General features: G+C 70.3%; 23 protein-coding genes and 1 tRNA gene. 12 read left to right on the forward strand and 12 right to left on the reverse strand.

Features of this window, described 5'->3' with window-relative positions; translation table 11 throughout:
- Positions 1–1,031 (reverse strand): MFS transporter (locus ACWEF6_RS39125; protein WP_449687586.1); only part of this gene is annotated, 1,031 nt, incomplete at its 3' end.
- A gap of 184 nt (positions 1,032–1,215) precedes the next feature.
- Here ACWEF6_RS39125 and ACWEF6_RS39130 point away from each other — a divergent pair.
- The 3 genes from ACWEF6_RS39130 to ACWEF6_RS39140 all read left to right on the forward strand — a co-directional run bounded on the left by ACWEF6_RS39130 (position 1,216) and on the right by ACWEF6_RS39140 (position 4,242).
- The gene (locus ACWEF6_RS39130; protein WP_449687569.1) at positions 1,216–2,742 is read left to right on the forward strand and encodes an MFS transporter; all 1,527 of its coding nucleotides are present in this window, start codon (positions 1,216–1,218) and stop codon (positions 2,740–2,742) included.
- Entirely contained in the window at positions 2,723–3,322 is a 600-nt protein-coding gene (locus tag ACWEF6_RS39135; RefSeq protein WP_449687570.1) for an acyl-CoA-like ligand-binding transcription factor, read from the forward strand. Before ACWEF6_RS39130 ends, ACWEF6_RS39135 begins: the two co-directional genes overlap by 20 nt.
- 389 nt (positions 3,323–3,711) lie before the next feature.
- Positions 3,712–4,242, forward strand: a complete 531-nt coding sequence (locus ACWEF6_RS39140; RefSeq protein ID WP_449687571.1) for a hypothetical protein — start codon at positions 3,712–3,714, stop codon at positions 4,240–4,242.
- A gap of 143 nt (positions 4,243–4,385) precedes the next feature.
- On the opposite strand, the gene ACWEF6_RS39145 is transcribed toward ACWEF6_RS39140, so the two are convergent.
- Complete coding sequence (locus ACWEF6_RS39145) at positions 4,386–5,438, reverse strand: alpha/beta hydrolase (protein WP_449687572.1); 1,053 nt, start codon at positions 5,436–5,438, stop codon at positions 4,386–4,388.
- 151 nt (positions 5,439–5,589) lie between these two features.
- Here ACWEF6_RS39145 and ACWEF6_RS39150 point away from each other — a divergent pair, with 151 nt between their 5' ends.
- The 4 genes from ACWEF6_RS39150 (at position 5,590) to ACWEF6_RS39165 (ending at position 8,676) form a co-directional block, all read left to right on the forward strand.
- Entirely contained in the window at positions 5,590–6,138 is a 549-nt protein-coding gene (locus tag ACWEF6_RS39150; RefSeq protein WP_449687587.1) for an NADPH-dependent FMN reductase, read from the forward strand.
- Positions 6,139–6,272: 134 nt separating this feature from the next.
- Positions 6,273–6,695 (forward strand): organic hydroperoxide resistance protein, encoded by a 423-nt coding sequence (locus ACWEF6_RS39155; protein ID WP_310969230.1) that lies wholly within the window; start codon positions 6,273–6,275, stop codon positions 6,693–6,695.
- A 42-nt stretch (positions 6,696–6,737) separates the two neighbouring features.
- Positions 6,738–7,214 (forward strand): Dps family protein, encoded by a 477-nt coding sequence (locus ACWEF6_RS39160; RefSeq protein ID WP_449687573.1) that lies wholly within the window; start codon positions 6,738–6,740, stop codon positions 7,212–7,214.
- Positions 7,215–7,287: 73 nt separating this feature from the next.
- On the forward strand, positions 7,288–8,676 hold the full coding sequence (locus tag ACWEF6_RS39165; protein WP_449687574.1) for a glutamate decarboxylase: 1,389 nt from the start codon (positions 7,288–7,290) through the stop codon (positions 8,674–8,676).
- Here the strand turns inward: ACWEF6_RS39165 and ACWEF6_RS39170 are convergent.
- From ACWEF6_RS39170 to ACWEF6_RS39180, 3 genes are all read right to left on the reverse strand, one after another.
- The gene (locus ACWEF6_RS39170; protein WP_449687575.1) at positions 8,673–9,122 is read right to left on the reverse strand and encodes a hypothetical protein; all 450 of its coding nucleotides are present in this window, start codon (positions 9,120–9,122) and stop codon (positions 8,673–8,675) included. The genes ACWEF6_RS39165 and ACWEF6_RS39170 overlap by 4 nt on opposite strands.
- A gap of 73 nt (positions 9,123–9,195) precedes the next feature.
- The gene (locus ACWEF6_RS39175; RefSeq protein ID WP_449687576.1) at positions 9,196–10,959 is read right to left on the reverse strand and encodes an NACHT domain-containing protein; all 1,764 of its coding nucleotides are present in this window, start codon (positions 10,957–10,959) and stop codon (positions 9,196–9,198) included.
- A 118-nt stretch (positions 10,960–11,077) separates the two neighbouring features.
- Positions 11,078–12,139 (reverse strand): NADH:flavin oxidoreductase/NADH oxidase, encoded by a 1,062-nt coding sequence (locus ACWEF6_RS39180; RefSeq protein WP_449687577.1) that lies wholly within the window; start codon positions 12,137–12,139, stop codon positions 11,078–11,080.
- Between the two features lie 73 nt (positions 12,140–12,212).
- Between ACWEF6_RS39180 and ACWEF6_RS39185 the strand changes: the two genes are divergently transcribed.
- Together ACWEF6_RS39185 and ACWEF6_RS39190 are read left to right on the forward strand one after the other, a co-directional pair.
- Positions 12,213–12,839 carry a TIGR03085 family metal-binding protein gene (locus ACWEF6_RS39185; RefSeq protein ID WP_449687578.1) on the forward strand — a complete coding sequence of 209 codons (627 nt, stop codon included), beginning with the start codon at positions 12,213–12,215 and terminating at the stop codon, positions 12,837–12,839.
- 10 nt (positions 12,840–12,849) lie between these two features.
- A complete protein-coding gene (locus tag ACWEF6_RS39190; protein WP_191312711.1) occupies positions 12,850–13,035 on the forward strand; it encodes a tautomerase family protein in 186 nt (61 codons plus the stop codon).
- Positions 13,036–13,073: 38 nt separating this feature from the next.
- Here ACWEF6_RS39190 and ACWEF6_RS39195 read toward each other — a convergent pair whose 3' ends face one another.
- Positions 13,074–14,924 (reverse strand): prolyl oligopeptidase family serine peptidase, encoded by a 1,851-nt coding sequence (locus tag ACWEF6_RS39195; RefSeq protein ID WP_449687579.1) that lies wholly within the window; start codon positions 14,922–14,924, stop codon positions 13,074–13,076.
- 39 nt (positions 14,925–14,963) lie between these two features.
- Here ACWEF6_RS39195 and ACWEF6_RS39200 point away from each other — a divergent pair, with 39 nt between their 5' ends.
- Complete coding sequence (locus tag ACWEF6_RS39200; RefSeq protein ID WP_449687580.1) at positions 14,964–15,734, forward strand: class I SAM-dependent methyltransferase; 771 nt, start codon at positions 14,964–14,966, stop codon at positions 15,732–15,734.
- Positions 15,735–15,775: 41 nt separating this feature from the next.
- Here the strand turns inward: ACWEF6_RS39200 and ACWEF6_RS39205 are convergent.
- Positions 15,776–15,849: transfer RNA gene (locus ACWEF6_RS39205), tRNA-Pro, on the reverse strand.
- A gap of 29 nt (positions 15,850–15,878) precedes the next feature.
- Entirely contained in the window at positions 15,879–16,820 is a 942-nt protein-coding gene (locus ACWEF6_RS39210; RefSeq protein WP_449687588.1) for a metallophosphoesterase, read from the reverse strand.
- A 158-nt stretch (positions 16,821–16,978) separates the two neighbouring features.
- On the opposite strand from ACWEF6_RS39210, the gene ACWEF6_RS39215 reads away from it, so the two are divergent.
- Complete coding sequence (locus tag ACWEF6_RS39215; protein WP_449687581.1) at positions 16,979–18,676, forward strand: serine/threonine-protein kinase; 1,698 nt, start codon at positions 16,979–16,981, stop codon at positions 18,674–18,676.
- Between the two features lie 42 nt (positions 18,677–18,718).
- On the opposite strand, the gene ACWEF6_RS39220 is transcribed toward ACWEF6_RS39215, so the two are convergent.
- Positions 18,719–20,893 carry a transglycosylase domain-containing protein gene (locus ACWEF6_RS39220; RefSeq protein WP_449687582.1) on the reverse strand — a complete coding sequence of 725 codons (2,175 nt, stop codon included), beginning with the start codon at positions 20,891–20,893 and terminating at the stop codon, positions 18,719–18,721.
- A 345-nt stretch (positions 20,894–21,238) separates the two neighbouring features.
- On the opposite strand from ACWEF6_RS39220, the gene ACWEF6_RS39225 reads away from it, so the two are divergent.
- The gene (locus ACWEF6_RS39225; protein WP_310969217.1) at positions 21,239–21,535 is read left to right on the forward strand and encodes a WhiB family transcriptional regulator; all 297 of its coding nucleotides are present in this window, start codon (positions 21,239–21,241) and stop codon (positions 21,533–21,535) included.
- A 47-nt stretch (positions 21,536–21,582) separates the two neighbouring features.
- On the opposite strand, the gene ACWEF6_RS39230 is transcribed toward ACWEF6_RS39225, so the two are convergent.
- The 3 genes from ACWEF6_RS39230 to ACWEF6_RS39240 are packed head-to-tail and all read right to left on the reverse strand — an operon-like array spanning position 21,583 to position 23,966.
- On the reverse strand, positions 21,583–22,692 hold the full coding sequence (locus tag ACWEF6_RS39230; protein WP_449687583.1) for an ArsA family ATPase: 1,110 nt from the start codon (positions 22,690–22,692) through the stop codon (positions 21,583–21,585).
- Positions 22,689–23,696 (reverse strand): ArsA-related P-loop ATPase, encoded by a 1,008-nt coding sequence (locus tag ACWEF6_RS39235; RefSeq protein ID WP_449687584.1) that lies wholly within the window; start codon positions 23,694–23,696, stop codon positions 22,689–22,691. The genes ACWEF6_RS39230 and ACWEF6_RS39235 overlap by 4 nt, the downstream gene beginning before the upstream one ends.
- Positions 23,697–23,717: 21 nt before the next feature.
- Complete coding sequence (locus tag ACWEF6_RS39240) at positions 23,718–23,966, reverse strand: hypothetical protein (RefSeq protein WP_449687585.1); 249 nt, start codon at positions 23,964–23,966, stop codon at positions 23,718–23,720.
- Between the last annotated feature and the right edge of the window lie 142 nt (positions 23,967–24,108).

Below are 24,108 nucleotides of genomic sequence, written 5' to 3' on the forward strand. Positions count from 1 at the left end.
CACGGGTGGCTGCAGCCGCCCGATCGGTACCGGGAGCTGCTGCGGCACCTCGCCAGCTGGGGCATCGTCGCCGCCGCGCCGGCCACGCAACGGGGCTCGCCCCGGCCCAGGTCCGCGGCGAGGCGGGAGACCGTCTCGGTCGTGGCCGCCAGCGTCGGCGCGCACAGCAGGTTCGTCGGGATCAGCGCCAGCATCAGCAGCCACCACGGGTGGTCCGCCAGACCGACCGGCACCACCAGCAGCGCGAGCAGCAGCATCAGCGCGCCCTGCGAAAGCGACCGCTTCACGACGCCGTGCACGATGCCGCCGATGATCGACGCCACGCACATCACCGCGATGACCAGCCCGGTGACGCCGAGTTCGCCGTTCGCGCGCAAGGCCGCCAGCGTCGCCAATTCGGTGCCGACCAGCACGAACAGTGCGCCGCCCGCGATCAGCAGCGTCCCCACGAGCCGGCCCGTGAGCCAGCTCCGCAGCGGCGGCCGCGGGCCGAGCTCCTCCGCCTGGCCCGCGCCCTCGCGGATCGGCGGGTTGACCAGCCAGATCAGGAACGCCGTGCCGCCGAACAGCACGCCGAGCGCGGTCAGCGTCCAGGTCGGGGAGAACGTCGTGATGGCCGCGATGCCGGCCGCCGGGCCGATCATGAACGTCGCTTCGATCGAGATCGTGTCCAGCGAGTAGGCCGCGCGGCGCTCCTCGAGCGGCACGAGCGTGGCCAGGACCTGCCGGGCCAGTGACCCGGCGGGCACCGAAAGCATCCCGGCCACGACCGCGACCACGGCGAGCGCCTCGAACGGCAGGTGCGGCGCGGCGACCCAGAACACCGTCGTGCCGATCCCGCACACGGCGACGACCGGACGCAGCCCGTACCGGTCGAAGCAGCGGCCGAGCAGCGGCGCGCCGAGGGCCATCCCCAGGGTGACGCAGCCGCCGACCAGCCCGGCGGCGCCGTAGCCGCGGCCGAGCCCGGTGACGATGTACAGCGTCATCAGCACGCCGTTCATGGTCATCGGGAGGCGCGCCAGGAACATCAGGGCCATCGTCGAGGGGACGCGGGGGACGGAGAGCACCCGGCGGTACGGCTGCAGAGGCACGTCCTCGATGAGAACCCAAGGTGGTACGCGCGTGCAACTTATTTCCGCCGCCGGACCCCCTGGCGCCGGAAAATTATGAAAGCTACTCTCACTTGGTAGTAACTATCAATTGGGGGTCGCTATGACTCAAGTACATCCCCGCAGGTGGTGGGCGCTCGGCGCGCTCGCGGTGAGCCTGCTGACCATCGGGCTCGACCTGACCGTGCTGAACGTGGCCGTGCCCACGCTGGCCGTCGACCTCGGCGCCACGACCACGCAGCTCCAGTGGTTCGGCAACGCCTACACGCTGGCGCTGGCCGCGCTGCTGCTGCCCGCCGGCCTGCTCGGCGACCGATTCGGGCCGAAGAAACTGCTGCTCGGCGCGCTCGCCGTGTTCGGGCTGGCCTCGCTGGGATGCGCCTACGCGGGGTCGCCGGGTGAGCTGATCGCCGCCCGCGTCGGGCTCGGCGTCGGCGCCGCGTTCCTCATCCCGCTCTCGCTCTCGCTGCTGAACATCCTGTTCCCGCCGGAGGAGCGGGCGAAGGCGCTGACGGCGTGGGTGCTGGCGACGTTCGCCGGCATCCCGCTCGGGCCGCTGCTCGGCGGCTGGCTGCTCGACCACTTCGCGTGGGGCTCGGTGTTCCTCATCAACGTCCCGCTGACCGCGGTCGGCGTCGCCGCGGTGCTGTTCCTCGTGCCGCTCACGCCGGGCGACGGCGGCGGCCGGATCGACTTCACCGGCATCGCGCTCTCGACGGCCGGGCTGATCGCGCTCACGTACGGTTTCGTCCACGCCGGCGAGCACGGCTGGGCGAGCCCGGTGACGTACGGCCTGATCGCGCTGGGCGCCGCGCTGCTGGCGGTCTTCTGCCGGGCGCAGACGCGGGTGGCCGCGCCGCTCACCGACCTCGCGTTGTTCCGAGAGCCGCGGTTCGTCTGGGGCGCGGTGCTGGCCACGATGGCGTCCTTCGCGCTGATGGGCCTGTTGTTCGTGCTGCCGCAGCTGTTCCAGGCCGTGCAGGAGGCCGACGCGCTGCAGACCGGCGTCCGGCTGCTGCCGCTGATCGGCGGGATGCTGGTGGCGGCGAAGATCGCCGAACGGCTGGTCGCCGTCCTGGGCGTGCGCGCGGTCGTCGCGGGCGGGTTCGTGCTGCTCGCGGGCGGGCTGGCCTGGGGTTCGACGACGTCGCCGTCGGGTGGCTACGGCACCACCGCGGCCTGGGAGGTCGTCATCGGGCTGGGCACCGGCGCCACGCTGCCGCCGCTGATGACGATGGCGATGGGCGCGCTCACCGAAGGCCGCTCGGGCGCCGGTTCGGCGCTGATCCAGGCGTTGCGCCAGGTCGGCGGCACCATCGGGGTCGCGGTGCTGGGCACGGTGCTCAACGGGGGTTACCGCGACGGCGTCGACGTCACGGGCCTGCCGGCGCCGGTCGCCGACGCGGTGCGCGGCAGTGCCTCCGGCGCGGTCGCCGTGGCGGAGCAGCTGCACCGGCCCGGCCTGGCCGCGTCGGCTCGCGCCGCGTTCACCGACGGAATGGCCGCCACGCTGTGGGTGTGCGCCGGCCTCACGCTCGCCGGGGCGCTGCTCGCGCTGGTGTTCCTGCCCGGGCGGACGGCGACCGGGGTGCAGCCGCGAGAATCGGAGCATGACGTCGTCGCCGGGTGAGCCTGCAGGACTGCGCGAGCGGAAGAAGGCCAAGACGCGTGCCGCGATCCAACGGCACGCGTTGCGGCTGTTCGAGGAGCAGGGGTACAGCGCCACGACGGTGGACCAGATCGCGGCCGCGGCGGAGATCTCGCCCAGCACCTTCTTCCGGTACTTCCCGACGAAGGAGGCGACGGTGCTCTACGACCCGTTCGACCCGGTGCTCATCGAGGCCGCGGTCGCGCAGGCGCCGGAGCTGAGCCCGATCGGTGCGCTGCGGGCGACGGTGAGCTTCATCCGCGAGCAGCTGCCGGCCGGCGAGTGGGAGCGGGAACGCCAGCGGCAGCGGCTCGTGTTCCGCGAGCCGGAGCTGCGCAGCGCGGTGATGGACAAGTTCGCCGAGGGCATCGACCTGCTGGCCGGGCTGGCCGCGCGGCGCACCGGCCGGGCCGTGGACGACTTCGAGGTCCGCAACTGGGCCGGCGCGGTGGTCGGTGTGGTGCTGGCCGCGTTCCTCGGCGCCGCGGCGGACCCGGAGGCCGACACGCTCGTGGTCATCGATCGGGCCGTCGCCCACCTGGACGCCGGCCTGCCGCTCTGAATTCCGGAATTGATTTCGCATTTCCGCGCCCACCTCGGGGGAAACCGTGTGGGTGGCGATGCGAGCGTGGGGGACGCCCCATCTGGAGCAGTCGAGACACGCGGTCCGACGGAGTGATGAGGCTAAATGATCACTGTTTACACTCGTGTGGGTTACCCAAACGTTCCATAGTGGACGGATGCTACCAGCGGTGATCCTCGGAATCGGTCATGGTGATCTTCAGGGGGAAAAGCAAGGTTTCGCGGTTAATCCAATGCGGGCCAGTTCGCACCATTCAGATCCGGCACGTAAGGGTGTTAAACCTCCCGAACCGGTGATCGGGTGGCTTATCTCCGACACGGGGGGTATCGATTTAACCCGTCAGGTCTCCCGAGGCCAGGAGGTAAGGAATGAAAGCCAAGTTCGGGCGATCCATCGCCCTGGTAGCCGCCGGCAGTCTGCTGGCGGTGGCGACGGCGGGGATCGCGTCGGCGAGCCCGGAAGGGGGCAAGGGTTCCTCCAGCACCCAGGCCCTCGCCGCGCAGGTGCTCCAGATGCGTGACGACCTCACCAAGGTGGCCTACGCGGGCGACGTCGGCGCCACGCGGGCGGACCTGGGCCAGCTGAGCCCGGTCCTCGCGGACATCGCGGCCGGAAAGCGCTACACGGTCCAGACCGAGACGGGGCAGCTCGCGGGCCTCGCCAAGGGCCGCGCCGACGAGTCCACCAGGCTCCTGGCCGACCCGACGGCGAAGGCGCGCCAGCTCCCGCCGTTGCCGCTGCCGATCCCCTCGCTGCCGGACCTGCCGGGGCCGCTGAAGATCGTCAGCGACCTGGTCAAGGCCCTGCTGGCGGCCGTCACCGGGATCTTGGGCGGACTGCTCGGCGGCCTGCCGGTGCCGCCGCTGCCGTTGCCACCGCTGCCGGTCCCGGGCTCGTAGCCACCGCAGGAAACAGGGGGGCCCGGAGCCCGGCCGCGGACATTCCTCCGCGCCGGGCTCCGGGTCGTTTCACCGCGGCTCGCTCGCTGCGGTTGCCCGGCGCGGTTGCCCGCCCACGCGAAACCCCGCCTCCGGCGGCCGCGTCAGTGCACTTTGGACAGTCCCTGCCGCAGTGCGCCGGCCGTCTCCGCGAGTGCCTCCCGGAACCGCGTGCCCACCCCGGTGAAGTTGATGAACCCGTGGATCAGGTCCTCGTGCCGCCGCAACGCCACCTCGACCCCGGCCTCGCGCAGCTTCTCCGCGTACGCCTCGCCCTCGTCGCGCAGCGGATCGAACCCCGCCGTCACCACCAGGGCCGGCGGCAGCCCGCTCAGATCCTCCGCGCGCAGCGGCGACAACCGCGGGTCCGTCAGATCCGTGCCCGACGGCACGTAATGCCCTTCGAACCACTTCATGTGCACGTCGGTCAGGAACAGGTCCTCGGCGAACAAGTCCTGCGAGCGGTACCGCTGTGCGAAGTCCGTCGCCGGGTAGATCAGCAGCTGGAACGCCGGGACCGGGCCGCCGCGGCGCAGCGCCTGCTGGGCCGTCACCGCCGCGAGGTTGCCGCCCGCGCTGTCGCCGCCCACCGCGATGCGGGCCGGGTCTGCGCCCAGGTCACTCGCCTTCGCCACCGCGTACTCGAACGCCGCCAGCGCGTCCTCCGTCGCCGCCGGGAACGGGAACTCCGGGGCCAGGCGGTACTCGATCGACAGCACCCGGACCCCGGCGTGCTTGGCCAGGAAGCGGACGGCGTTGTCGTGGCTGGAGCGGGTGCCGATCACCCAGCCGCCGCCGTGGAAGAACACCAGCAGCGGTGACCCTTCGGGCAGCCCGACCGGCGTGTACAACGTCGCCGGTAAGTCGCCGTCAGGCGTCGGCACGGCGACCTCGCGCACCGAGACCGGCTCGATCGGCTTCCCGCTGACCAGGTGCCGGCCCGCGTCGAGCAGGGCCCGCGACTGCTCGACCGACCCGCGCACCAGCTCGGCCCGGGCGATCTTCTGGAGCCGGAGGAGGAGCCGGGCGTCGAGCGCGAGCTCCTGGCCGTCGATGCGGACGGGCCGGCCCGCGACCGCCCGCCGCACCGGCGCGGGCAGCCAGAACGCGAGCTGGGACGCGGCCGCCTGGGCGCGGACCGGGAGCGGGATCGCCATGGTTCCTCCATCAGCGTCGGGGCTGGAGGTGACGTTACTTGCCAGTAGGTAACCGGTCCAGTTGTGACCAGCACCTCGGTCCCAGAGTCTGGTCCTCCAGTTAACTGGAGGGGTTAGCCTGGAAAACGTGACTTCAGCCAGGACGATCAACGTGCTCGGGATCGGCGGCTCTCTGCGCGAGGGCTCGCAGTCCGAACATGCGCTGCAGATCGCGCTCGACGGCGCGGCGGAGGTGGGCGTCCGGACCCGGCTGCTCACCGGCCCGGAACTCGTGCTGCCGTTCTACGACGCCGGCGTCCCCGAACGCGACGAGCGTGCCACCCGGCTGGTGGAAGCCATCCGCGAGGCCGACGGCCTCATCGTCGTCTCGCCCGGCTACCACGGCGCGCTGTCCGGCCTGGTCAAGAACGCCCTGGACTACGTCGAGGACCTGCGCGAGGACCGCCGCCCCTACCTCGACGGCCGTGCGGTCGGCCTCGCCGCCGTCGCCTACGGCTGGCAGGCCGCGGTGACCACGCTCGAGCAGCTCCGCACGATCACGCACGCCCTGCGCGGCTGGGCCACCCCGCTGGGTGGCTCGATCAACTCGGCCGAGACCAAGTTCGACGAGGCCGGCGGCGCGTCGGACGAGAAGAGCGTCCGCACCCTTCGCCTGATCGGGCGGCAGGTCGCGGAGTTCGCCGTGACGCGCGCCGCATGACGTTTCGCCCGGTGGCCGCCGGGTAATAAAACGACGTGATGCCTGCCATGTGGGGGCACCGTTCCGCGGATGCGGGATGTTGTGCCCAGTGAGACGCTCGCTGAGGAGCGTCCGCGACAGAAGGCAGGCTGAGCATGGGTCAGGCGATCTACACCGCGGTGGCAACGGCGCGCGGCGACGGCCGCAACGGCGAAGTGACGTCGTCCGACGGCGTCATCGACGAGTCGCTCGCCATCCCGAAGGAGATGGGTGGCCCGGGCGGGGACAAGACCAACCCCGAGCAGCTCTTCGCCGCCGGCTACTCGGCCTGCTTCCACAGCGCCCTGCAGCTGGTCGCGCGCCAGGCCAAGGTGCCGCTGACCGGCTCGACCGTGACCGCGGAGGTCAGCGTGCTCAAGCAGGAGGTCGGGTTCGGCCTCGGCGTCGCGCTGAACGTCTCGCTGCCGGGTCTCGACCAGGCCCAGGCCGACCAGCTGGTCGAGCAGGCGCACCAGGTGTGCCCGTACTCGAACGCGACCCGCGGCAACATCGAGGTCGCCCTCTCCGCCACCGTCTGACCACCTGACGCCCGTACGAGTCCGAGGAAGGGATAACCAGAGATGAGCAAGTCTCCGATCAAGAGCCCGCTTTCCGAGGCCGACAAGGAGATCACCGGCAACGCCCTGCAGGCGACGCTGGTCGACCTGGTCGACCTGTCCCTCATCGCCAAGCAGGCGCACTGGAACGTCGTCGGGTCGAACTTCCGCAGTGCGCACCTGCAGCTCGACGAGCTGGTGAACACCGCGCGCCAGTACGTCGACGAGGTCGCCGAGCGCGCCAACGCCATCGGCATCTCGCCGAACGGCAAGGCGAAGACCGTCGTCGAGAGCTCGGGCGTGCCCGAGTACCCGGACAACTGGCAGTCGGTCGAGTCCACGGTCTCCGCGATCGTCGACATCCTCGCGGCGCTGATCGAGCGGCTGCGCCAGCGCATCGACGAGACCGACAAGAGCGACCTCGTCACGCAGGACCTGCTGATCGAGATCACCCGGGCGCTGGAAGAGGCGCACTGGATGTGGCAGGCCCAGCAGGCCTGATTTTCCGCCACGAAAGGGCCGTTCCGGACGGAGCGGCCCTTTTTCGTCGGTGCGGGCCAGTACGTTCGGTGGCATGGTCTTGCATCAGGGGAACGCCGATCGCCCGGACCGCGCGAGCGGGACGAATCCGTTCTACGCCGGGGCGAACCCGGCACTGGCGGCGGATTTCGTCATGCCGCACGACAAGCTGCGCGAGGACCCGCTGCCGCCGGACACCGCGCTGCAGCTGGTGCGCGACGAGCTGATGCTGGACGGCAACGCGCGGCTCAACCTCGCCACGTTCGTCACGACGTGGATGGAGCCGCAGGCGCGCGAGCTGATGGCCGAGTGCGTCGACAAGAACATGGTCGACAAGGACGAGTACCCGCAGACGGCCGAGCTCGAGAGGCGCTGCGTGAACATCCTCGCCGACCTGTGGCACGCGCCGGATCCCGCGGACGTCATGGGCTGCTCGACGACCGGTTCGTCGGAGGCCTGCATGCTCGCCGGGATGGCGCTGAAGCGGCGCTGGGCCCGCCTCGGCCGCAGCGGGAAGCCGAACCTGGTGATGGGGGCGAACGTCCAGGTCTGCTGGGAAAAGTTCTGCGAGTACTGGGAAGTCGAGCCCCGGCTGGTCCCGATGGAGGGCGACCGGTACCACCTGACGGCCGACGAGGCGGTGGCCCGCTGCGACGAGAACACGATCGGCGTGGTCGCGATCCTCGGCTCGACGTTCGACGGCAGCTACGAGCCGGTCGCGCAGATCGCGGCGGCGCTGGACGCGCTGTCCGAGCGCACGGGCTGGGACATCCCGGTGCACGTGGACGGCGCTTCGGGCGCGATGATCGCCCCGTTCCTGGACCCGGACCTGGAGTGGGACTTCCGCCTGCCGCGCGTGGCGTCGATCAACACCTCGGGCCACAAGTACGGCCTGGTGTACCCGGGCGTCGGCTGGGTGCTCTGGCGCGACAAGGCGGCGCTGCCGTCCGAGCTGGTGTTCAACGTGAACTACCTCGGCGGCGACATGCCGACGTTCGCGCTGAACTTCTCCCGCCCGGGCGCCGAGGTCGCGGCCCAGTACTACACGTTCGTCCGCCTGGGCCGCGACGGTTTCCGAGCGGTGCAGCAGGCTTCCCGCGACGTCGCCACGCACCTGTCATCCGGGATCGCGTCCCTTGGGCCCTTCGAGCTGCTGACGCGGGGAGACCAGCTGCCGGTGTTCGCGTTCACGACCACCCCGGAGGCGGGCTTCGACGTCTTCGACGTGTCCCGCCGGCTGCGCGAGCGGGGCTGGCTCGTGCCGGCGTACACGTTCCCGGAGAACCGGACGGACCTGGCGGTGCTGCGAATCGTGGTCCGCAACGGCTTCACGCACGACCTGGCGGACTTGCTGCTGGCGGATTTGAAGCGGGTGTTGCCGGAGCTGGAGGAGCTGGGCGGCCGCCCGAAGGACCCAGCGAAGGCGACCGCGTTCCACCACTAGTTCAGTGAGGACTCGGGCAGCTGGGGTTGCTGTCGGGCTGCCCGGGTCTTCGTCAGGTGCTGCTGGAGTTCGAGGTGTCGGAACTGGTAGCTCACCCCGGACCTCCGGAGCAGCCCTGCCTCGATCGCCCACGACAGGAACCGGGAGAGCCGCAGCGGAAGCAGTCCCTTCGTCGCGGCAAACAGGATTCCTGTGGCGTACCTGACCGCAGTGGGGATGAGCGAAATAGTGATCAGCGACGATATTCCCAAGAAATCATAGAAGATGTTCACCAGGTTGGGTTGGCGAACGTCGGCTATCCAGTCCAAGACGACCAGGATCAAGGAGCCGGCTAGGGGGACAAGTAAAGTGAAAAAGATTAGTTCGAATCTCAAAGCCGAGTTTGGATTCGCGATCTCTACTCCGTGGTTCCACTCGGTGATACGTGCCGACAGTCCGTTTATCAATGCGGACACCAAGCCTAAGGCAACGCCAAGGCATGCTCCAGTAAAAACGGTGAATCCGACAGCAACAATAATGCTATCCAGTAGGGTTTCGGGGCCATTTAAATTCCCTTTTGGCGGTAACGACTCCGAGTAGGGCGGCTCCGAATATCATACCGCCACCAGTTGCGCGGAGGGCTGTTTTGCTGCCGTCCTTGACGCTGATGCGAAGCCGGTCTTTGGGTGGTACTCGGACACGGTTGCGCACCCACGGTGTCGGCCAGTGTTTCCAGGCTCCGCTGAATATCAGGGCAGGAAAAGCGAAGAATACCGCGGCGTGGAGTCCGATGATGATCGCGATCTTCACCCAGGGGGTCGTGACGTCAAGTCCCAAAGTGAACTGCTGAAAAGTATCGGACAGCTTGGTTCCGAAAATTCCGAGGGCGACAGTGTAAAATATAGATAAACTGGCGATGATGTGGGTGTATCGAACCAACTTTCTTCCCGCAATGGGCCAGAGAAGGTGTGGTATGAGGTCGATGCCGGAAAGTCCGGCAGGCGCCCCGGGCTCTTTGGAAGCGGTCGTTTCCTGCCAGGTCAGGTGTTCGGCAAGTTTCCCGAGCCAGAGCTCGACCTTTTCCGGTGGGTATCTCACCGGCTTGTCCTTGCTCGTTTTCAAGACGGCTGCGGCAACGTAGGAATCAAGTAAGAAGTCTTTGATCTGGGCCGCCCGGGTGGCCCGCGACCCGTTTTCAAGGGCGAACATCTCGTCGGGGTCCCTTGCGGAGTCGAACAGGGTGGTGGCCAAGTGGAGGCGCCAAGGAGTGGAGAGCACTTCGTCCAGAACCTCTGCGTGTGCGTCGACAGTGTCGAGCCATCGACGACGTTGGTGTGCGTCAGCCTCGAACCTGTTCCCGATGTAGTCAACTATCTGCGCGTGCTGCAGGGGAAGTATCTGGACCTTGGTCGAATCACGAAGCGTTGCTCCGCTGCTCTCCAGTTGCGCGAAACGCTCGGATCGACATGTTACCACCACGCATCCTCGGAGCTGCCCGTCAATGTATTCGTTGAGTACTCGAAGGGCCCGGAAGGCTCGGCTGGGTTCTGCAGTGTCGGCTCGATCCATCTCATCGAGTCCGTCGAGGATGGGCAACAACCTACGAGGTCGTGCGGTCACGATTTCCTTGGCGCTCGCGGCTCGGATGCCGTAGTCGACAACCAGCCGATCGGCCAGCCAGGTCTCCAGTTCCTGCTGGACGTCCCAGCTGGCGAGGCTCAACCGGATTGGTAATGGTGCGTCCGGCGTGCCCGATTTCAGCAACTGCAGCGCGAGTTCGATGCACATCATGGTTTTTCCGGACCCGGGGTCTCCCAGGATGATCAACCGTCCGGTGGGGAGGCCGGCGAAGAACTCGCCGATGTCGGCCAGGTCTCCCCGCCTTCCGTCCTGACCGACCCGGTAGCGGACGAATCCGTTCATCAGTCGGCGAATGAGTGGCAATCGGTCCGGGGTTCCCGTATTGCCGTCGGAGTATGCAAGGTTCGCCGAGGTGGTGTCGGCAAGCAAGTGGTAGCGGCTGGACTCTTCCCTGCGGAAGATTTCGGATCTGAGTAACTCGACGGCACTCCCTTCCGTCGGGGTGCCGCGCAAACGTGCCTTCGTCCAGGCGACGACCTTGATGAGTGCTGTCACCAGGGCGAGCACCAAGCCGGCAACCTGGATCAGTCGTGCGACCTGCTGGTCATTCAGGTGCTGGCGACGAAATACCTCACCGAAAACCACGAGTACCACGGCAAGGACAAACCAGAGCCACCACGAGGTTTGGCGAGCGGCTCGCAGTTTCATCCACCAGGTGCGCATCAGTGGATTGTGACGGCTCCGCCGGATGGCGGCACCAGACGCGAGGCCCTCCGCTCGACAAAAAGACCGTGGATCACCTGAGTGGCCTAGCCTTCGTGGCCACGGCGGTGATGGACGGTCAGTGCCAGGACTTGGCGCGGGCGTACTGCGCCGGCCACCGCACGTCCGCGCCGAGGGTGTTCGCCGCGCGCAGCGGCCAGTGCGGGTCGCGCAGCAGGGCTCGGGCGAGGAACACCGCGTCGGCCTGTTCGCCGGCGATCACGGCCTCCGCCTGGTGCGGGTCGGTGATCATGCCGACCGCGCCGGTCGGCAGTCCGGCGTCGGTGCGGATGCGCTCGGCGAACGGCACCTGGTAGCCCGGGCCGACGGGGATGTCCGGGTGCGGGGTGTTGCCGCCGGAGGACGCGTCGATGAAGTCGATGCCGCGTTCGGCGAGCAGCTTCGCGAGGCGGACCGAGTCGTCGACGGTCCAGCCGCCCTCGGTCCAGTCCGTCGCCGAAAGGCGGGCGAACAGCGGGACGTCCGTGGTCGCGCGCACCGCGTCCGCGATCTCCAGCGCGAGCCGGGTGCGGCCGTCGAAGTCGCCGCCGTAGCGGTCGGTGCGGGTGTTGGACAGCGGCGAAAGGAACTGGTGCACCAGGTAGCCGTGCGCGAAGTGCAGCTCGATGAGGTCGAAGCCGGCGTCGACGGCACGGCGGGCCGCCGCGGCGAAGGCGTCCGGCAACGCGGCGACCTCGTCGGTGCTCAGCGGCCGCGCGGGAGCGTAACCGCCGAAGGGCTGTGCGTCCGCTCCGACGCTCTGCCAGCCGCCCTCTTCGGACGGGACGCTGCCCTGGCCTTCCCACGGCCGCCGGGTCGAGCCCTTGCGGCCGGCGTGGGCGAGCTGGATGCCGATGGCGGTGTCCTGGCCGTGGACGAAGCCCACGATCCGGCGCCACGCCTCGGCCTGCGCGCCGGTCCAGATCCCGGTGTCCTGCGGGCTGATCCGGCCTTCGGGGGTCACCGCGGTCGCCTCGGTGAGGACCAGCCCCGCGCCGCCGGCGGCGAACTGGCCGAGGTGCACGAGGTGCCAGTCGCCGGGTAGGCCGTCGGTAGCGGAATACTGGCACATCGGCGACACCCAGGCGCGGTTGGGCAGGGTCAGTCCCCGGACGGTGATCGGGCTGAAGAGTCGGCTCACCTCAGGAGTAACGACACGTGCCAGGCGTCTCTTCCCGTCGCCACGGCGTCTACCGGCGGGTAACGTCGACCACATGGGTGTCGCTGCTGACGAACGCCGGGCGTTGAGCGCCCTCTTCGACGAACTCGGGCCGGATGCGCCGACCTTGTGCGACGGCTGGACCACGCGGGACCTCGCCGCACACCTCGTCGTGCGGGAGCACCGGGCGGACGCCGCTCCCGGGATCGTCGTGCCCGCTCTGGCCGGGTACACGCAGAAAGTCCAGGATCGCTACGCCGCCAAGCCGTGGGCGAACCTGGTCGAGCAGGTGCGGCAGGGGCCGTCGAAGTTCTGGCCGACCGCGATCGGCCCGCTCGACGAGCTCACCAACACCGCCGAGTTCCTCGTCCACCACGAGGACGTCCGGCGCGCGCAGGACGGCTGGGCGCCGCGGCCCGCGGACCCCACCCGGGACGCCGCCGCCTGGAAGTCGGCGAAGCAGGCCGCCAAGCTGAACCTCCGCAAGTCACCCGTCGGCGTGACGCTGCACACGAAGGACGGCCGCGAGGCCGCCGTCAAGACCGGGCCCGATCCGGTGACCGTTGTCGGCGAACCGGTCGATCTGCTGCTGTTCGTCTTCGGCCGTGACGCCGTTCACCTGGAGTTCGAGGGTGACGCGGCCGCCGTCACCAAGCTTCAGACGGTGAACCGGGGGCTCTAGGCTGCCCCTCATGCCGATGATCAGCGTTGCCATGTTCCCCGGTCGCACGCCGGCGCAGAAGAGCGCCTTGGTCCGCGAGCTGACCGACGCCTTCGTCCGCACCTGCGGCGGCAAGCCCGAGGGCGTCCAGGTCACGCTGGTCGAGATCGGCGCCGACCACTGGGCTTCCGGCGGCGTCCTGTACTCGGACCGCTGACCCCGCCGGGAGACCGGACCGGCCTCCCGGCGGGTGCGTCAGCGCAGGCCGAGGGCCCGCAGCGCGAAGTGGACCTCGATCGCGGTCTGCTTGATCGTCTCCGCGATCACCAGCGAGCCGTGGCCTGCGTCGTAGCGGTAGAACTCGTGGTGCAGCTCGCGGCCGCCGAGGCGGTGGAGGTAGTTCTCGATCTGGCGGATCGGGCAGCGCGGGTCGTTGTCGCCGGCCAGCACGAGCACCGGCGCCGTCACGGCGTCGACGTACGTGATCGGCGAGCACTCCCGGTACACCGCGGGCACGTCCTCCGGCGAACCGCCGAAGAGCGCGCGGTCGAACGAGCGCAGCTGCTCCATCTCGTCCTCGTACGCGGCGACGTAGTCCGCCACCGGCACCCCGGCGACGCCCGCCGCCCACCGCGTCGGCTGCGTGCCGAGCGCGAGCAGGGACAGGTAGCCGCCCCACGAAGCGCCGTTCACGACGCACTTCGCCGGGTCGCTGAGTCCGGTTTGGACGGCCCAGTCGTGCACCGCGGCGACGTCCTCCAGCTCGGTCAGCCCGGGACGGCCCTCGATGGCGTCGCGCCAGGCCGAGCCGTAGCCGGTCGAGCCGCGGTAGTTGACCTCGACCACGGCGAACCCGGCGTCGAGCCAGGTTGCGCGGTAGGCGGAGAAGCGGTCCTCGTCCGCCGCGTGCGGGCCACCGTGCAGGGAGAACACCGTGGGCAGCGGCCCGTCCGGCGGACCCGACGGCCGGGAGACGAGCGCGTGGATCCGCCCGCCGATGCCGTCGACGAACGCGTCGGTCACCGGCTCCGAGCCCGGCGCCCGCGCACCCGGCGGCTCCAGGAGGATCGAATCGGTGCCGTCGGTGGTCCGGGACCGGACCGCGGTCGGCTCGGCGGCGCTGGACCACGAGTACTCGACCGTGCCGTCCGGGCGGACGCCCGCGCCGCCGATCCGGCCGGCCGGAGTGTCCACTGAGGACAAATCGGCCGTGTCGAGGTCGTAGCGGTACAACGAACTGCGGCCCTCGTGGAAGTGGACGACGAGCAGGGCGCGCGCGTCCGGGTACCAGCCCGCGACGACTTCGCCGGGCAGGTCCAGCTCGATCTCGGTCTCGGTGCCGGCCCGGACGTCCCAGACGAGCAGCTCCTCGCGACCGCGGCGCTCGTGCAGCACCAGCAGCCGCTGGTCGCCGGGCAACGGCGAGAATTCGAGCGCGGAGAGGCCCTTGCCTTCGCCGTCCCACTTCTCCGCGACGGCCTCGAACCCGTCGGTCGCGAGTACCCGCAGCGCGGGGTGGCGCGAGTCGCCGTGCTCGGAGTGCGAGATCGCGATCAGGCTCTCGTCGCGGGAAAGGGAGGCGATGCCGGCGTCGTCCGGGTGGCTGTAGAACCGGCGCGTCTCGCCGTCGATCCGGGCGAACAGCTCGCTGCCGTCGTCGGTCGAGACGCCGACCGCGACGAGCCGGGTGCCGATCTCGAGGCCGGCCGGGTAGCCGTCGTGGACGTCCGGGACGGCCTTCTCCGGCTTGCTGCCCTCGGTCGCGGTGAACGGCTCGCGGACCCAGGAGCCGAACTCGTCGCCATCGGTGTCGTCGAACCACCAGATCCACTCGCCGTCCGGGGACGGCGTCGCGTGCAGGGTGCCGTTGGGCCGGTCGGTGACGCGGCGGTGCTCGTCCGTCGCGCGGTTCCAGGCGTAGACCTCCCAGACGCCGCTGGCGTTGGAGACGTAGACGTTGGCGTCGGGGGCGTCGCGGGCCCACTCGGGCACGGAGATGCGCGGGGCGTGGAAGCGGGCGCGCCAGCGGGCTTCGGCTTCGGCGTCTTCGAACAGCCGCTCCGGGACCACCGCGGGCGGAAATTGGTTGGCTGACTGCGTGCTCACCCCTCGATCCTGCCACCTTCTGGCCGTACTGTGTGCGAGGTGCTGGAGGGTTACGCGCCGGGCTACGGGCGAGACGCGGTGTCGATGATGGCGGCGCGCACGGCGGCGGAGCGCGCGACGTTCGCCCAGCCCCTGTTCCGGCCGGGCATGTGGGTGGTCGACCTGGGCTGCGGCCCCGGCTCGATCACCCTGGGCCTGGCCGCGGAGTCCCGGGTGACCGGCGTCGACCGCGACGCGGGCCAGGTGGCGCTCGCCCGCGAGGCGGCCCGCCGGGCCGGAAGGTCCACAGTGGACTTCATCGTCGGCTCGGCGTACGACCTGCCGTTCGCGTCCGGCAGCGTGGACGTGGCGTTCTCGCACGCGCTGTTCGAGCACCTTTCCGCTCCGGCGGAAGCGTTGGCGGAGTTGCGCCGGGTGCTGCGCCCCGGCGGCAGGCTGGCGTTGTCCACATCGGACTGGAGCAAAGCACGCCTGCGGCCGAAGACGGCGAACGTCGACGCGGCGCTGAGAGGCCACTACCTCCTGCGCCGGCGCGCAGGCGGCGACCCGTTCGCCGGCCGCCACATCGCGGAGGAGTGCGTCCGGGCGGGGTTCACGGAGGTGGCTTCGCGGGCGAAGTACCGCGAGGACATGAGCTACCGCGACCTGGCGAAGTACGTGGAGTCGCGGCTGGACGCGGCGATCGCAGACCCGGCGTACGCCCGCGACCGCGACCAGCTGGCGAGCGCGGCCCGTTCGGCGTGGATGTGGACCCGGGGTGGTGACGGGGATTTCAGCCAGTGCTGGGTCGAGGTGACGGCCACCCGCTGAAACCAGAAGAGCCGGTGTCCGAAGACACCGGCTCTTACTCGTCGGGGTGGCGGGATTTGAACCCACGACCTCCTCGACCCGAACGAGGCACGCTACCAAGCTGCGCCACACCCCGAGGTACTGCTTAACGGGTCGTGGAGAAGTCTAGCGGACGCTGTCGCGGGCTTTGCGGGGGGCCGACTTATGGGGCTCGGACGACCCTGACCCGCGCGGGACCAGCGTCAACAGGCTCGCCTCCGGCGGGCACGCGAACCGGGCCGGCGCCCACGGCGATGTCCCCAGACCGGCCGAGACGTGCAACCACATGTGCGCCCCCCAGCGGGAGGCGCCGCGGGCGCGGCTGCGATCCAGGTCACAGTTGGTGACGATCGCGCCGTAACCCGGCAGACGGAGCTGGCCGCCGTGGGTGTGGCCGGCCAGGACGAGGTCGTAACCGTCCGTAGCGAACGTGTCGAGCACCCGCGGCTCCGGCGAATGCGTCACGCCGAGGCGGACGGCCGCGCCGCTGTCGGCCGGGCCCGCGATGTCGGCGTAGCGGTCGCGGCGCAGGTGCGGGTCGTCGACGCCGGCCGCGAACACCCGCCGGCCGCCGACGTCGATCGTGCGGCGGACGTGCGTCAGGTCGGTCCAGCCGTGCTCGACGAACGCCGCGCGCAGGTCGCGCCACGGCAGCTGGACGCCGTGGATGCGCTTCTTCTTGCCCTGCGGCATCAGGTAGCGGGCCGGGTTCTTCGGCTTGGGCGCGTAGTAGTCGTTGCTGCCGAAGACGAACACGCCGGGCCGGTCGAGCAGCGGGCCCAGCGCGCGCAGCACCGCCGGGACGGCCGTCCGGTGCGACAGGTTGTCGCCGGTGTTGACGACCAGGTCCGGGTTCAGCTCGTCGAGCGCGGCGACCCAGCGCTGCTTGCTGTGGTGACCGGGCAGCATGTGCAGGTCCGAAACGTGCAGGATGGTGAACGGCCGCGAGCCGGGCGCCAGCACCGGCAGTTCGGCGGTGCGGAGGGTCCAGCGGCGCCGTTCGATCCCGACGGCGTAACCGAGGGTCGCGGCGCCGAGCGCCACCGTCCCCGCGGCGAGGCGCGCCACCGTCGCCCCCGACGTGCGTGTGTTACTGAGCGTGCTCACAATCCCCAGGATACGTGCTCAACAGTTGGATGACTTCGCCGCCGTTACGGGGAACCTGCCGCTTAGCATTTGCGTCGGCCCGGAGAAGGGTGTTCAAGCCGGGGGGCTTGGGGAGAACGATGGAGCAGTTCGGGCCGTACCGGATCGAGGGCCTGCTCGGCCGCGGTGGCATGGGCGAGGTGCACCGCGCGTACGACACCGCGCACGACCGCGTCGTCGCGCTGAAGCTGTTGTCCGAGCCCTTCGTCACCGACGAAGCCTTCCGCGCGCGGTTCCGGCGCGAGTCGCAGATCGTCGCGCGGCTGCGGGAGCCGCACGTGATCCCGATCCACGCGTACGGCGAGATCGACGGCCGCCTGTACCTCGACATGCGGCTCGTCGAAGGCCGTGACCTGAAGGAAGTGCTGGCCGGCGGCCCGCTCGACCCCGCGCGGGCCGCCGGGATCGTGACGCAGGTCGCGGGGGCGCTCGACGCCGCCCACGTGGACGGCCTGGTGCACCGCGACGTCAAGCCGTCGAACGTGCTCGTGACGAGCGCGGACTTCGTGTACCTGGTGGACTTCGGCATCGCCCGGTCGATGACCGCCGAGGGGACGTCGATCACCGGCACCGGCAACGTGATCGGCACCCTCGACTACATGGCGCCGGAACGCTTCGGCGAGGCGCCGATCACCGGTCTCGTCGACGTCTACGCGCTGGCGTGCGTGTTCTTCGAGTGCCTCACCGGCCACCGCCCGTTCCCGGCGGAGGGCGCGGCCGCGCAGATGGGCGCGCACCTGACCGCGCCGCCGCCGGTGCTTTCGCGGGCGCGGCCGGGCCTCCCGCCGGCCCTCGACGCCGTGGTGGCGCGCGGCATGGCGAAGAACCCGGCCGACCGGTACCCGACGGCGGGGGCGTTCGCCGACGCCGTCCGGGCGGCCCTCACCGCACCGGCCCCGCCGATCCCGACGTGGCAGAAGACGTTGCCGGGCATCGCGGTGCACGCCGCCCCGGCGCCGGCCACCAGCCCGCCACGGCCGATGCCGTTCCCGACCGCGCCGCACCCGGGTCCGTTCACCGGGCCTCCGCGGGTGGCCGCGCCGGCCGCGCAGCCCCCGAAGCCGCAGCGGAACCGGTGGATCGCGCTGTGCGCGGTGCTGGCGGGCATCGTCGTGGTGGCGCTGGTGATCACGTACGTCGTCACGCGGGACCGGACGACCCAGACCGGCGGCCCCGGCCCGACGAATCCGCCGACCACCGGCGAAACGCCCGCACCGCCGACGGAAACCTCGACCGGGCAATCGTCCACTTCGGAATCCCCGAAGTCTTCGGAAGCGAAGCCGGCCCACGACGACCGCTTGGCCGCCGCGGTACCACCGATCTACCGGACGTGCACCGACGCGGCGGCGCCCGCCGGAGCGGTGGCGGCGGTCGAGTGCGGCGGTTCGACGGTCGGCGACGTCCGGATCGGCAACGTCTGGTTCGCGGAGCCGACCGGCGCGCGCTTCCTCCGCTTCGCCGACGCCGCGGCGATGGACGCGTTCTTCCAGAACATCGTGAAGACCCAGGGGCTCACCCGCAACGACGCCCAAGGCGCGTGCCGCCCGGAGAAGTACCCCAAGATCTGGGGCACGTACTACCGGGCGGAGGTCCCCAACCCGGTCCCGGGCGAGTACCTGACCTGCTTCCTCGGCGACCCGGCCCAGCTGGTGTGGACGGAGAAGAAGAACCTCGTGGCGGGCATCCTGCTGTCCACGAAGGTCACCACGAACGACGACCTCGACAAGCTCTACCAGTGGTGGAACACGGAGATCCTGTCGGAGATGCCGCAGAGCTGAAAGCCGGAGGGCCCCGCGACGTCCGCGGGGCCCTCCGGCCGGTCAGCGGGCGCCGCCGCCCATGTACCTCGGATCTGGCTGGGGCAGATCCATCGTCGGCTGCCCCTCCATGATGTTCTTCATCGCGCCGAACCACGTCCGGGCCGGTGACCGGCCACCGAAGATGGTGCCGGTCGGGCACACGCGGACGTTGCCCGGGCCGGCGTCGCAGATACCGCCCTGGCCGCCGCCGAACTTGAACGTCATCGCCGCGCCCGCCAGCTGCGGGGTGCCGCCGACGAACGTCGCCGACACGTTGCCCTGGGTGGTGCCCGTCTTGCCGATCATCGGGCGGTTCCAGCCGACGCCGTTGGCCGCCTGGAACGACGTGCCGCCCGGCTGGTCGTCCTTGCTCATGCCCACCGCGAGCGTGTTCGCCAGCGGCTCGGGCACGGCCTGCTCGCACGGCGCTTCCTTGATCGGCACCGGTTTCCCGTTGCGGTCGGTGACCGCGCTGATCGGCGTCGGCGGGCACCAGACGCCGCCGGAGAGGATCGTCGCCGCCACGTTGCCGAGTTCCAGGCCGCTCAGCGGGCTGAAGCCGAGGGTGAACGCGCCGAAGCCGGGGTTGGCCCCGCGCGGGCCGTAGTACTCGGCCTGGCTCAGCCGCTTCGCTTCCGATTCGGCCTTCGGGTCGACGGTGCCGCCGCCGATGTTGCTCGCCATCGTGTCGCGCATGCCGAGCCGCCTGGCCATGTCGATGCCCGGGGCCGTGCTGCCGAGCCGGTCTTCGAGCTCGACGAACGTGGTGTTCGGCGACGTCGCCAGCGCGGTCTGGACCGTCGCGCCCTCGGCGATGCGGCTGTAGTCACCGGCGTTGCCGACGCAGTACCAGTTCGAGTTGGCCGGCGGGCCGGTCTTCGGACAGGTCTTCGCGCCACCGGTGAACACGTGCGAGATGTAGTTTTCGGGCACCTGCACCGGGGTGAAGATCCCGGCGACGCCCTTGTCCAGCGCGGCCGCCGTGGTGAAGATCTTGTACGTCGACCCCGCACCACCGGTGTTGTAGACCCCCGCGGGCAGCGCATACGTCGTCTGCCCGGCGTCCTGGTTCTGCCCGTAGTCGCGGTTCGCCGCCAGCGCCACCACTTCGTGCCGGTCCTTGCCCGGTTTGATCAGTGACAACGTGTTCGCGATGTACGGCTGGGTCTTCTTGACCTGCGCCTCCGCCGAGACCTTCGCCTCGTGGTTGGCGCGCTCGTCCAGCGTGCTCTTGATCGTGTAGCCGCCCGAGTAGAGCTGGTCCTTCGTCATCCCGCCGGCCTTGAGGAGGTAGTCCTCGACGTACTGGCAGAAGAACCCGGCCTCCGGGCCGGCGCCGATGCAGTTGGCCGGCGGCTTCTTCGGGCCGTCCGCGACCACGCCCAGCGGCTCGCCCTTGAAGCGGTCCGCGTCGGCCTTCGCCAGCTTCTTGTTGTCGACCATCCGGTCGAGCACCAGGTTGCGGCGCGCGGTGGCCTTGTCCGGGTGGTTCCACGGGTCGTTGTTGATCGGGTTGTTCACCAGGCCGGCCAGCAGCGCGGCCTGCGGCACGGTGAGCTTCTCCGGCGTCGTGTCGAAGTAGGCGTGCGCCGCCGCGCCGATGCCGAAGATCTGCCGGGAGAACTCGACGATGTTGAGGTAATTGGCCAGGATCTGCCGCTTGCTCAGCTTCGTCTCGAGGTTGATCGCGATCCGCGCTTCCTTGAGCTTGCGCGAGATCGACTGCTCCTGGGCCTTCTTCTGGCCGATCGGGTCGTTCCGGTAGACGACGTTGATCAGGTAGTTCTTGGTGAGCTGCTGGGTCAGCGTCGAGGCGCCCTGGGTGTCGGCGCCGGTGCTGTTGCTGACGGCCGCGCGCAGCGTGCCCTGCCAGTCGACCCCGTGGTGCTCGTAGAACCGCTTGTCCTCGACCGAAACCAGGGCCCACTTCATGGCCTCGTTGATCTGGTTCTCGGTGATCGGCAGCCGGTACTGGCTGTAGAGGGTCGCGATGGGCTTGCCGGTGCTGTCGGTGACCGTCGTCACCAGCGGCGGCGGGATGTCCGCGAGGTCGGAGGAAGTCTTCTCCACCGTCTCGCTCGCCTGGTTCGACATGACGCCGGCCGCCCCCACGACGGGGAAGAGCATGCCGGCGACGAGCACCCCCGCGAGCAGACAGAGGCCGATGAGCTTGAACAAACCATCCGCTTTTCGCACGAGGGCCAGGCTACCCGGAACGGATCAGGCGCCGGTGACGCCGTGTCTCCAAAGGTGTGAAATCAGTGACAAAACAGCCCCCCTTCGGTGACAACTGGTAACGGAAGGCATTCTGGGTCTCGACGGGGGGAACCGACGGCCCCTACAGTCCGTCAACGTCTCACGAAGACAAGCCGTCGGATGGATCAACGCGGGTGGGAGCTCGCCTGGTCCGAACGGCGGCACCGGCACCGGGGAGGTGCCCGGGTAACCGACGTGAGCTGAGGGAGACACGCTCGCGGGGGCAAGGGAGCGCAGTGCCTTTCCCCGCTGGTGCGTCGATCACCAGGGTAGGGAGCTGGGGGTATGGAAACCAACCAGTCGAGCTGGCGAATCAACGCGTCCTGCCGGGACGCCGATCCGGACGGCCTGTTCGTCCGGGGTGCGGAGCAGAACCGGGCGAAAGCCGTCTGCATGGGCTGCCCGGTCCGCACGGAATGCCTCGCCGAAGCGCTCGACGGCCGGATCAACTTCGGCGTCTGGGGTGGCATGACCGAACGGGAACGGCGGGCCCTGCTGCGCCGCCGTCCCGACGTGGAGAGCTGGGCCGACCTGCTCGAAGCGGCCAAGCGGGACGCGGAGGAACGCGTCTCGGTCGGCTGAGCCGGGCTGCGGGTGGCGCGGTCCTGCTGCCGCGCCGCCCGTACCGCTCAGCCCGCGAGCTTCACGCCGATGGCGCGCAGGCCGTCGAGGTCGTGGACGTCGCCGGCCAGTGCCGGCACCTTCGCCAGCGCGACCTCCGGGTGCGCCCGGGTGAACCGGGCCAGCAGCCGCTCCTCGCGGGCCGCCAGCTCGACCCGGTCGGCGTGCAGCCGCAGCACCGCCTCGGCCAAGGGGGCGTTCTGCAGCGACTCGGCCGCGGCCAGTGCCTCCGTGCCCGACAGCTTCGCGAGCACCGGGTGCGTCCGGTTCGCGATCAGCCCGGCCAGCGGCATCGACTCCGACGACAGCCGCTCCACGAAGTAGGACGCCTCGCGCAGCGCGTCCGGCTCCGGCGCGGCGACGACGAGGAACGACGTCCCGGACGAACGCAGCAGCTCCGCCGTCTTGCGGGCGCGCTCGCGGAAGCCGCCGAACATGCTGTCGAAGGCCTGCATGAACGCCGACGCGTCGGTCAGCAGCTGGCCGCCGATGATCGTCGACACGGCCTTGGCGAACATCGAGAACCCGGCGTTGACGACCTTGCGCAGCCCCCAGCCGCCGGCCTTCGCCGGAGCGGTGAGCAGCCGGATCATCCGGCCGTCCAGCGCGCTCGACAGCCGGGTCGGCGCGTCGAGGAAGTCCAGGGCCGACCGGCTCGGCGGGGTGTCGACGATGATCAGGTCCCACTCGCCGGTGGCCGCGAGCTGGCCCAGCTTCTCCATCGCCATGTACTCCTGCGTGCCGGAGAACGACGTGGAAATCGTCTGGTAGAAGGGGTTCTGGAGCAGCTGCTCGGCGCGCTCGGGGCCGGCGTGCACGCGCACCATGTCGTCGAAGGTGCGGCGCATGTCGAGCATCATCGCCCAGAGCTCGCCCTTCGGCTCGAACCCCTCGACCTGCACCTGCTTCGGGTGGTTGCCGAGTTCGCGCAGGCCGAGCGCCTGCGCCAGCCGCCGCGCGGGGTCGATCGTCAGCACCACGGTCTGGCGGCCGCGCTCGGCCGCGCGCAGGGCGAGCGCCGCGGCCGTGGTCGTCTTGCCGACGCCGCCGGAGCCGCAGCAGACGATCACGCGGCTCTCCTGGTCGTCGAGCAGCGCGTCGATGTCGATGGTGGTCACAACCGCACCCCCTGGTCGGTCAGGGCTTCGGCCAGGTCGTAGAGGGCCGCGACGTCGACGCCTTCGGTCAGGTCCGGCAGCTCCAGGGTCGGCAGGTCGGCCTCGGCGAGCTGCTCGCGCGCCCGCTGCTCGGCGGCCACCCGCACAGCGTGTTCGACAGTCTCTTCCACGAGCGCGTCCAAAGTGTCTTCCGCCAGCTTCAACCCGGCCGCAGCGAGCCCGTCGCGGACGCGGGAGGCGTCGACGCGCCCGTCGGCGGCGGCGGTCACCGACCGGGCGGGCAGCCGCGGCGGCCGGACCCGGTTGACCAGCACCGCGCCCGGGCGCAGGTCGGCGCCGTCCAGCTCGGCCACGGCCTCGACGGTCTCGCGGACCGGCATCTCCTCCAGCAGCGTGGCCAGGTGGACCGCGGTTTCGCCGGAGTGCAGCAGCCGCACCACGCCCTCGGCCTGGCCGCGGATCGGGCCGGTCTTCGCGAGGTCGGTCAGGGCCTTGGTGACGTCGAGGAACTTGACGACCCGGCCGGTCGGCGGCGAGTCGACGACGACGGCGTCGTAGGTGTGCCGCCCGTCGGACTCCGTGCGGCCGACGCACTCCTTGATCTTCCCGGTGAGCAGGACGTCCCGCAGGCCCGGGGCGAGGGTGGTGGCGAACTCGATCGCGCCCATCCGCCGCAGCGTCCGGCCGGCGAAGCCCAGGTTGTAGAACATTTCGAAGTACTCGAGCAGCGCGGCCTCGACGTCGATGTGCAGCGCGCGCAGCTCGCCGCCACCCGGGACGGACGCGATGCGCTGCTCGGCGTACGGCAGCGGCTCGGTGTCGAAGAGCTGGGCGATGCCCTGCCGGCCCTCGACCTCGATGAGCAGCACCCGACGGCCTTCGCGGGCGAGCGCGAGGCCGAGCGCGGCGGCGAGCGTCGTCTTGCCCGTCCCGCCCTTGCCGGTGACGAAGTGCAGCCGGGCGCGGGCAAGCTCGTCGGTCCAGCCGGCATGGGAAATGGTCACTTCTTCACCCTAATTCAGCGCTCAACTGGCCAGCAGCATGACGCCGGCCGCAGCGGCGACGGCCGCGACGAGTGCCCAGCTCAGGGCGCCGGGCAGCACGGTCAGGGTGAGCACGCCCACGACCACCAGCAGGGTGAAGGTGATCACCCCGCCGAGCGCGACCTGGCCGGAGCTCTGCGTCCGGTCGCGCACCTTCGCCATCACGACGAGCACCAGCGGCAGCCCGGCCACCGCGAGCAGCGCCGTCACGATCACCCGCCACGTCTCCACGTGCCCACGCTAGCGACGACCCGCCTCAAGCGCCCCAATGTGGCGTTGGTTGCGCTGGACGCACCCAATGTGGCGGGGGGGGGGGCCCCCCCCCCCCCCGCCCTCAGAGACACCCACCACGGCAACACAAAACACAACCAAA

The sequence above is a fragment of the Amycolatopsis sp. NPDC004772 genome (assembly GCF_053601215.1).